At 70.7% G+C, this 8,511-nt stretch carries 6 protein-coding genes; 5 read left to right on the plus strand and 1 reads right to left on the minus strand.

Going from position 1 to position 8,511, the window contains the following annotated elements; translation table 11 throughout:
• Positions 1–383 (plus strand): DUF502 domain-containing protein (locus EQG76_RS00405; RefSeq protein WP_159709591.1); only part of this gene is annotated, 383 nt, incomplete at its 5' end.
• Here EQG76_RS00405 and recG read toward each other — a convergent pair.
• Complete coding sequence (recG, locus tag EQG76_RS00410) at positions 333–2,438, minus strand: ATP-dependent DNA helicase RecG (protein ID WP_159709593.1); 2,106 nt, start codon at positions 2,436–2,438, stop codon at positions 333–335. The genes EQG76_RS00405 and recG overlap by 51 nt on opposite strands.
• Before the next feature lie 89 nt (positions 2,439–2,527).
• Here recG and EQG76_RS00415 point away from each other — a divergent pair, with 89 nt between their 5' ends.
• The 4 genes from EQG76_RS00415 to EQG76_RS00430 form a co-directional block, all read left to right on the plus strand.
• Positions 2,528–2,794 carry a succinate dehydrogenase assembly factor 2 gene (locus tag EQG76_RS00415; RefSeq protein ID WP_159709595.1) on the plus strand — a complete coding sequence of 89 codons (267 nt, stop codon included), beginning with the start codon at positions 2,528–2,530 and terminating at the stop codon, positions 2,792–2,794.
• A gap of 5 nt (positions 2,795–2,799) precedes the next feature.
• Entirely contained in the window at positions 2,800–6,291 is a 3,492-nt protein-coding gene (gene mfd / locus EQG76_RS00420; RefSeq protein ID WP_159709597.1) for a transcription-repair coupling factor, read from the plus strand.
• Between the two features lie 303 nt (positions 6,292–6,594).
• The gene (locus tag EQG76_RS00425) at positions 6,595–7,833 is read left to right on the plus strand and encodes an HlyD family secretion protein (RefSeq protein WP_159709599.1); all 1,239 of its coding nucleotides are present in this window, start codon (positions 6,595–6,597) and stop codon (positions 7,831–7,833) included.
• 8 nt (positions 7,834–7,841) lie between these two features.
• A partial coding sequence (locus tag EQG76_RS00430; protein WP_159709601.1) for a cation transporter occupies positions 7,842–8,511 on the plus strand: 670 nt, incomplete at its 3' end.

Consider the following 8,511-nt stretch of genomic DNA (forward strand, 5'->3'; position numbering starts at 1 on the left):
GCTCGATCTACGCGACGCTGAAGCAGCTGTTCGAGACGCTGTTCGCCCAGCAGGCCAAGGCGTTCCGTGACGTCGTCATGGTCGAGTTCCCGACGGCCGGCCAATGGTCGGTGGGATTCATGACCGGCGAGGCGCCGGATGCGGTGGGCGACCAGGTCGAGGGGCCGCATGTCTCGGTCTTCGTCCCGCTCACCCCGAACCCGACCTCCGGCTTCATCATCTTCGTGCCACGCAGCCGGATCCGGGTGCTCGACATCACGGTGGACGAGGCGTTCAAGATGATCCTGTCGTTCGGCATCGTCGGCGGTAATCGGGGCGGCCTGCCCCAGCCGTCAGCCTCCGTCGAGCAGCCCAAGGGCATCCGTGCGCCGGAACAGGTGTAGGAGCAGCCGGAGCGCCGTGCCGCGGGGCTGGCGCAGGCCCGGATCGTCGGCCAGAGCCCGGCGTGCGGCGGCCGCCGCCATTGGGATCAGCTCGGCATGGCGCTGCAGGTCGGCCAGGCGCAGGACCGGCACCCCACTCTGCCGCTCGCCCAGGATCTCGCCCGGCCCGCGCAGCCGCAGGTCCTCCTCGGCCAGCGCGAAGCCATCATTGGTGCGCCGCAGCGCATTCAGCCGGGCACTCGCGGTAGCGGAGAGCGGCGGGCGCCAGAGTAGGATGCAGGCCGACGCAATCCGGCCGCGGCCCACCCGGCCGCGGAGCTGGTGGAGCTGGGCCAGACCGAAGCGCTCGGCCGCCTCGATCACGATCAGGCTGGCCTCGGGCACGTCCACCCCGACCTCGATCACGGTGGTCGCCACCAGGAGCGAGGTCCGGCCATCGGCGAACGCGCGCATCGCCTCGTCCTTGGCGGCATCCTTCAGCCGGCCATGGACCACGCCCACCGCATCGCCGAACTGCCGGCGCAGGTCCTCGACCCTGGCCTCCACCGCCGCCTGGTCCTCGCGCAGGCTGACCTCCACCAGCGGGCAGACCCAGTAGACCCGCTCACCTCGCTCCAGGCGCCGGCGCACCGCGTCATGGACCTCGGCGATGCGCTCCGCCGAGACGGCCGCGGTCGCGATCGGCTGGCGGCCGGGCGGGCGCTCGGCGAGCACACTGGTGGCGATGTCACCATAGGCGCTCATCGCTGCGGTCCGTGGGATCGGGGTAGCGGTCATCAGCAGCAGGTCGACGGCGGCACCCTTGGCGCGCAGGGTCAGCCGCTGGCGCACGCCGAAGCGGTGCTGCTCGTCGATCACGGCCAGCGCCAGGTCGGCGAACGCGGCATCCTCCTGGAGCAGCGCGTGGGTCCCGACCACCAGGGCCGGCTCCCCGGCCTGGAGCCGTCGGATGATCGCCTGCCGCTCCTTGCCCTTGATCCTGGCCGCCAGCAGCAGGGGCTCCAGGCCCAAGGGTGCGAGCAGCCGCGCCAGCCCCCGGGCATGCTGGGCCGCCAGCACATCGGTCGGCGCCATCAGCGCCGCCTGGTGGCCGGCCTCCACCGCCGCCAGCATGGCGATCAGCGCCACCAGCGTCTTCCCGGCGCCGACGTCGCCCTGGAGCAGGCGCAGCATGGGCTGGGGCTGGGCCATGTCGGCCAGGATCTCGCCGATCGCCCGTTCCTGGTCGCCGGTGAGCGGGAAGGGCAGACTCGCGAGCAGGCCGGCCCGCAGCCGGCCGTCGCCCCGGACCGTCCGGCCCGGTGCCGCCTCGCGGCTGCGCCGGGCGATTTGCAGGCCGAGCTGCCCAGCCAGCAGCTCGTCCATCGCCAGGCGAGCCTCGGCCTTGGCATCCGGGCCAGCATGGATCTGGCGGACCGCGTCGGCAAAGCTCGGCCAGCCCGCCGCCCGCACCAGTTCCGGCTCCTGCCACTCCGGCAGCTCGGCCAGCTTGCCGAGGGCGCGGCGCACCAGGCCGCGGATGGTGCCCTGATGCAGCCCCTCGCTCGTAGGGTAGACCGCGAGCGGCCGGCCGGCCTCGTCCGACCGGAGGCTGTCCGGGTGCGCCATCTGCCAGCGCTCGCCAAAGCGCTGCACCCGGCCCTGGATCAGCACCTCCTGGCCCATCGGGAAGCGCTGCTCGACCATCCTCTGGACATTGCCGAAGAACACGAGCTCGATCTCGCCGACCGTACCGGCCGCGGCTACCCGGAAGGGCCGGTGGCCCGCAGGTGCCGGATGGTGGGCCAGGATCCGCACGGCCAGGGTACGCACGGTGCCCTCGTCCACCGGCTCCAGCCGCTCCGCCGGCGCAGTGTCCAGGAACGAGGCCGGGCGATGGGTGAGCAGGTCCAGCACCGCCGGGTCGGCCAGCCCCAGGAGCTTGGCCAGCCGCCGCTCCAGGGCCGGTCCCACACCCTGCAGGCCGCGCAGCGGCGCGAACAGCGGCAGAAGCGGGGCTGGCCGCTCGTGCGCCGGCAGCACCACGGCGCGCGCACCGTCCTTGGAACCGTCCATCATCTCCGCTAGACCGCTCGCCTCCGACCCGTTGCCGGCCCCGTTCCCCTGGGCTCCGTCCCCCTGGGGCATCGTCCGAAGGCATGCGCATGACCGAGACGACCGAAGATCGCAAGAAGCGCCTCTTCTACCAGAGCCATCATCGCGGCCAGGTCGAGAACGACATCCTGCTGGGCCGCTTCGCGCGCCGCCATCTCGACAGCTTCGACGACCAGGCGCTGGACGCGCTGGAGCGCCTGCTGGGCGAGGCGGACGTCGACATCTGGGCCTGGGTCACCGACATGCAGCCTTTGCCCGCCCGGCACGACAACGAGGTCTTCGCGCTCCTGCGCGCGGAGGCCAACAGGAAAGCCTGACCTCGATGAGCAGCGCCACCGTGGCCGAAGCAGCGGCACCGTCCGCCACCAAGCCGCGCCGGCTTCTTCTGGCCCGCGCCGCACTCGGGCTGGACGCCCTGCATCTGGCGCGCCGGATCGCCAAGACTGGCACCTCCACGGTGTTCGTTGCCCGCGACGCCGAGCGTGCCGCACAGTTCGCCGCCCAGTTCCGCTTCTTCGCCCCGGCCGTCCCGGTCCTGCCGTTCCCGGCCTGGGACTGCCTGCCCTATGACCGGATCTCGCCCAATGCGGGGATCATGGCGATCAGGCTGGCGACCCTGGCGGCACTGGGCGAGAAGGCCTCGTCGCGGCTCGTGCTGACCACGGTGAACGCGCTGACCCAGCGGGTGCCGGCGCCGGAAGTGGTGCAGGGCGGACGGATGGTCGCCAGGCGTGGTGCCAGGATCAAGCGTGACGACCTGGTGGCGCATCTGGAAGGCAACGGCTTTCGGCGCAGTGGCACGGTGGTCGAGGCCGGCGAGTATGCCGTGCGCGGCGGCCTCCTCGACCTTTGGCCGACCGGTGCGCCCGAGCCCCTGCGCCTGGATTTCTTTGGCCCGGTCCTGGAAACGATCCGCGGCTTCGACCCGCTCACCCAGCGCACCACCAGCAAGCATGAGCAGGTCGCGCTGCAGGCGGTGAGCGAGGTGACCCTTTCCCCGGAGACGGTGGAGCGGTTCAAGACCGCCTACCTCCAGCGCTTCGGCGCGGTGACCGACGATCCGCTGCTGGAGGCGGTGGCGGCGGGGCGGCATTTTCCGGGCATGGAGCACTGGCTGCCCTTGTTCCACGACCGGCTGGTGACGCTGTTCGACCATCTGGGGCAGGGCTGGGCGGTCGCCTTCGACCACCATGCCGAGGAGGCGATCGCCGCGCGCCAGGCGCTGATTGGCGAGCACTACCAGGCGCGGCTGGAACCGGCACCCAAGGGCACCAGCTTCGGCACGACGGTCTATCGAGCGCTGCCGCCGGAACTGCTCTACCTGGACGAGAGCAGCCTGCGCCGCCGGCTGGATGCGGTCCAGACGATCGCGTTCACCCCCGCACCGCCACCGCTCACCAAGCCTGACGGGATCGACCTCGTGGTCGACCTCGGTGCGAAGCCCGCACGCGACTTCACCCAGGAGCGGCAGAACCGCGAGATCAACCTGTTCCAGGCGATCGCCGACCATGTCCGCGACCTGACCAAGCAGGGCAAGGACCCGATCCTGGCGACCCACAGCGAAGGCTCGGCCGACCGGCTGCGGACCGTGCTGGGCGACCATGGCCTGCCGGGCCTGCCGGTGGTGCCGGACTTGGCCAGCGCCAACGCCCAGCCCGGGGCCAAGCTCGCCGTCCTGCCGATCGACCGGGGCTTTGTCACCAGCGACATCGTGGTGCTGGGTGAGGTCGACCTGCTGGGCGACCGGATGCAGCGGCAGTCGGCCCGGCGCAAGCGGGCGGACAAGTTCATCCAGGACCTCTCGGTGCTGGGCGAGGGCGACTATGTCGTCCATGCCGAGCACGGCATCGGCCGCTTCGAGGGGCTGGTGACCCTGGAGGTGGGCGGTGCCCCGCACGACTGCCTGCGCGTGGTCTATGCCGGCGGCGACAAGCTGTTCATTCCGGTCGAGAACCTGGAGATCCTGTCCCGCTACGGCCATGCCGACCAGGAGGCCCAGCTCGACAAGCTGGGCGGGGCCGGCTGGCAGGCGCGGAAGGCCAAGGTCAAGCAGCGGGTGCGCGAGATGGCGCAGGAGCTGCTGGCACTCGCCGCCCAGCGCGCTCTGCGCAAGGGCCAGCCGCTGGAAACGCCGGCCGGCCTCTACGACGAGTTCGTGGCGCGCTTCCCGTTCGAGGAGACCGAGGACCAGCTCAACGCCATCGAGGCGGTGCTCACCGACATGGCGAGCGGCCAGCCGATGGACCGGCTGATCTGCGGCGATGTCGGCTTCGGCAAGACCGAGGTGGCGCTGCGCGCGGCCTTCGTCGCCGCGGCCGCCGGCCGGCAGGTGGCGGTGCTCGCACCCACCACCCTACTGGCCCGCCAGCACTACCGGGTATTCGCCGAGCGGTTCGGCGACCTGCCGATCCGGGTCGAGCAGCTCTCGCGCTTCGTGCCGGCCAAAGCCCAGAAGCAGATCAAGGCGGAGCTGGCCGAGGGCCGGATCGACATCGCGATCGGGACCCACGCGCTGCTGGCCAAGGACGTACAGTTCCAGAACCTGGGCCTGGTCGTGATCGACGAGGAGCAGCATTTCGGCGTGGTGCACAAGGAGCGGATGAAGCAGCTCCGGGCCGAGGTCCATGTGCTGACCATGACCGCGACGCCGATCCCGCGCACCTTGCAGATGGCGCTGGGCGGCATGAAAGACATGAGCGTGATCGCTACGCCGCCGGTCGACCGGCTGGCGGTGCGCAGCTTCGTGATGCCGACCGATCCCGTGGTGATCCGCGAAGCCCTCATGCGCGAGCATTATCGCGGCGGGCAGAGCTTCTATGTCTGCCCCAGGATCGCCGACCAGACCAAGCTCGCCGAGGACCTGCGCAAGCTGGTGCCGGAGCTCAAGGTCGGGATCGCCAACGGCCGGATGGCGCCCAGGGAACTGGAAGCCGTGATGGGTCAGTTCTACGACCACCAGATCGACATCCTGCTGGCGACCAACATCGTCGAGAGCGGGCTGGACATCCCGTCGGCCAACACGCTGATCGTCCATCGCGCCGACCTGTTCGGCCTCTCGCAGCTCTACCAGCTCCGCGGCCGGGTCGGTCGGTCCAAGCTGCGCGGCTACGCCTATTTCACCACGCCCGATAAGCAGCTCGCCGAGACCGCCGAGCGGCGCCTGAGCGTGATCCAGTCGCTGGAAGGGCTGGGGGCAGGCTTCCAGCTCGCCAGCCACGACCTGGATATCCGCGGTGCCGGCAACCTGCTCGGCGGCGAGCAGTCTGGGCATGTCAAGGAGGTCGGCTTCGAGCTCTACAACTCGATGCTGGAGGAGGCGATCGCCGCGGCGCGCGCCGGTGCCAAGGGCGAGGAGGAGCAGGTCGATTGGACCCCGCAGATCACGGTGGATGCCGCAGCACTCATGCCCGAGAGCTGGATCGGCGACGTCGACCTGCGGCTGGCCATGTACCGGCGGCTCGCCTCGCTCACCGAGCGCGAGGAGATCGACAGCTTCGCCGCGGAGCTGGTTGATCGGTTCGGCAAGCTGCCGCCGGAGACCGAGAACCTGCTCTCGATCATCACGATCAAGCAGCTCTGCAAGAAGGCCAACGTGGCCAAGCTGGACGCGGGCCCCAAGGGCATCGTGCTCAGCCTGCACCAGAACCGCTTCCCGCAGCCGGACCGGCTGATCGGGCTGATCGCGGAGAGCAAGGGCAGGATGAAAGTCCGGCCGGACCACAAGATCCTCTATCTCCAGGACACGAAGAGTCCGGCGGAGCGGTTGAAGGCGGCCAACCGGCTCATGGAGCAACTGGCACGGCTGGCGGCCTGAGTGTTCCCGGCAACGCTGTCTGAAGTGGAGCTGGCAATAGTTCTGCCACCCTTCCGGAAGCAGCCCACTCGACGACGCTATCCGTCTTGACACACCGGGCGGACTGATCTCCTTGCCGCAGCAAGATCGGCTCATGTGACCGGCATGCCCGGAAAACGCGGAACAGTTCCGTAGCAGAGCCAGGGCACCGGGCGGGGAGGCTGTTGGCGGTGGGCGTCCAGTTTGCTGCCGGTGGGTGCCGGCATCCCGACGCCATGCGCCCGAAGTCGGTGCGGATGGGCATGCTGAACCGGGGCGGCCGGCATGGCCGGTGAGGCTGCAGCGGAGCGGCCGGGCGGCCGCTGGAGCCGCTGGCTCTGGCGGCTGGGCCTCCTGCTCCTGCTGGGCTACATCGCCTGGATCCTCACACCCTATCTGCGCTCGGTGATCGTCCGGGATGCCGCGGTCACCGCAAGGATCCATGTTGCCACTGCGCCGCTGCGCGGCACGATCCACGATCTGGCGGTCAGCATCGGCGAGCGGGCGGGGGCGGACCGGCTGATCGCGACGATCCGCAACCCGGTGGCCGACCGCAGTGCGCTCGCCCAGGCGGAGGCGCGGGTGGCGGTCGCCGAGGCGAACGTCGCGGACCTGCAGGCGGAGCTGGACGAGCTCAGGCGGCTCGACGCGGAGCTGCAGGACCGCTTCACCCGGCACGCGGAATTGTTCACCCGGGACCTGGAGAGCATCGTCGAAGGTGCCAGAGCCGAGCTCACGCTGATCGGCCAGCGCCTGGCGCTGGTCCGCAGCATGACCGAGCGCAAGGAGGCGCTCGGCCGGACCGGCACCGCCTCGCAGAGCGCCATCGACGAGGCGAGGCTGCAGCTCCTGGAGCTGGAACTGCTGCAGGCCGAGCAGGAAACCGTGGTGGCACGGGCCGAACTGCGCCTGCGCGCGATCGCCGACGGCATGCCGCTGCTTGAGAACGGCAACGATCCGGACTGGGGCCTGCGCAGCCGCACGACGCTGCGGCTGGAGCTGGCCCGGCTGGCCGGCGGCCTCGCGGATGCCACGGCCTCGCTGGCGGAGGCGCGGGCGGTGGCGGCGGCAGCAAGGGAGACGTTCGACCAGGTCAGCACCGGCACCGTGACCGCACCGCCAGGCGCCATGATCTGGAGCGTGGTCACCGGGTCCGGCACCACGGTGGAGGTGGGCGCGCCGGTGGCGAAATGGCTGGACTGCAGCGTCCTGCTGATCGACGTGCCGGTGAGCGACGTGGAGGCGGCACTGCTGCGCCCATCCATGCCGGCCGAGGTGATCCTGGAAGGCGAGCGGCGAGTGCGCCACGCCCGGGTGCTGCTCACAAGGGGGGCGGCGGCCACCATCGGCGAGGCCGACCTGGCGGCGATCGCCAAGGGGCGGGGTTCGGGCATCGGCCAAGCGATCCTGACCCTGGAACAGACCGAGGCGGACACCGCCGCCTGTCCGGTCGGCCAGGCGGCCCATGTCGACTTTCCCGAGATCGGCCTGATCGACATCCTGCGCGCCCGGCTGGGCATCTGAGGGCCAGGATGGTCGCGCGCGCCATCGGCCCCCAAGAGCGCCAGCGGGAGCGCTCCATCCTGTTCGGACTCAGCCTGGACCTGGCCATCGGCGTCCCGGTCCTGCTCGCCGGCATCGTGGGCGGCTCGCTCACCAGCCTGGCCGAGGCGGTGCGCGGCCTGCTGATGATCGCGATCGAGGCCTATTCGCTCGTGGTGCTCCGCCGCATCCATCGCGGCCAGCTCGTCGATTTCGAGTTCGGCGTGGGCAAGCTCGAGCAGATGTGCAACCTCATCATCGCCGCGGCCATGGTCGGCGGCGCGCTCTGGATCGCGCAGGGTGCGGTGGCGCTGATGATCGAGGGCCAGAGCCACGCCTCGCCGTTCGGCCTGGCGATGGCGGCCTGCATCGGCGCAGTGAACAGCTTCCTCAATTTCCTGGCCTGGACCAGGGTCCACGAGGCGGCGAAGGGCACCCGCTCGGTGATCATGCAGGCGCAGCTTCGGGCGCGCCTCGCCAAGCTGGTCTCGTCCCTGTTCGTCCAGATCACGCTGACGATCTCGGCGGTGGCGAGCGACCCGGTCATCGTCGCCTGCTCGGACGTGACCGGCGCCCTGTTCGTGTCCGGCTTCATCCTGGTGATTGCGGCGCGGATGTTCCGAGCGGGCGTGGCCGACATGCTCGACCGCGCGGTCGACG

Origin of the sequence: Geminicoccus flavidas (genome assembly GCF_009806515.1) — a bacterium.
In the GTDB taxonomy this organism is placed as follows: Bacteria; Pseudomonadota; Alphaproteobacteria; order Geminicoccales; family Geminicoccaceae; genus Geminicoccus; species Geminicoccus flavidus.

What these genes read in the sequence shown, in the direction of transcription:
- recG (WP_159709593.1), bottom strand. Translation starts at nt 2,438, where the DNA reads ATGGACGGTTCCAAGGACGGTGCGCGCGCCGTGGTGCTGCCGGCGCAC.
- EQG76_RS00415 (WP_159709595.1), top strand. Translation starts at nt 2,528, where the DNA reads ATGACCGAGACGACCGAAGATCGCAAGAAGCGCCTCTTCTACCAGAGC.
- mfd (WP_159709597.1), top strand. Translation starts at nt 2,800, where the DNA reads ATGAGCAGCGCCACCGTGGCCGAAGCAGCGGCACCGTCCGCCACCAAG.
- EQG76_RS00425 (WP_159709599.1), top strand. Translation starts at nt 6,595, where the DNA reads ATGGCCGGTGAGGCTGCAGCGGAGCGGCCGGGCGGCCGCTGGAGCCGC.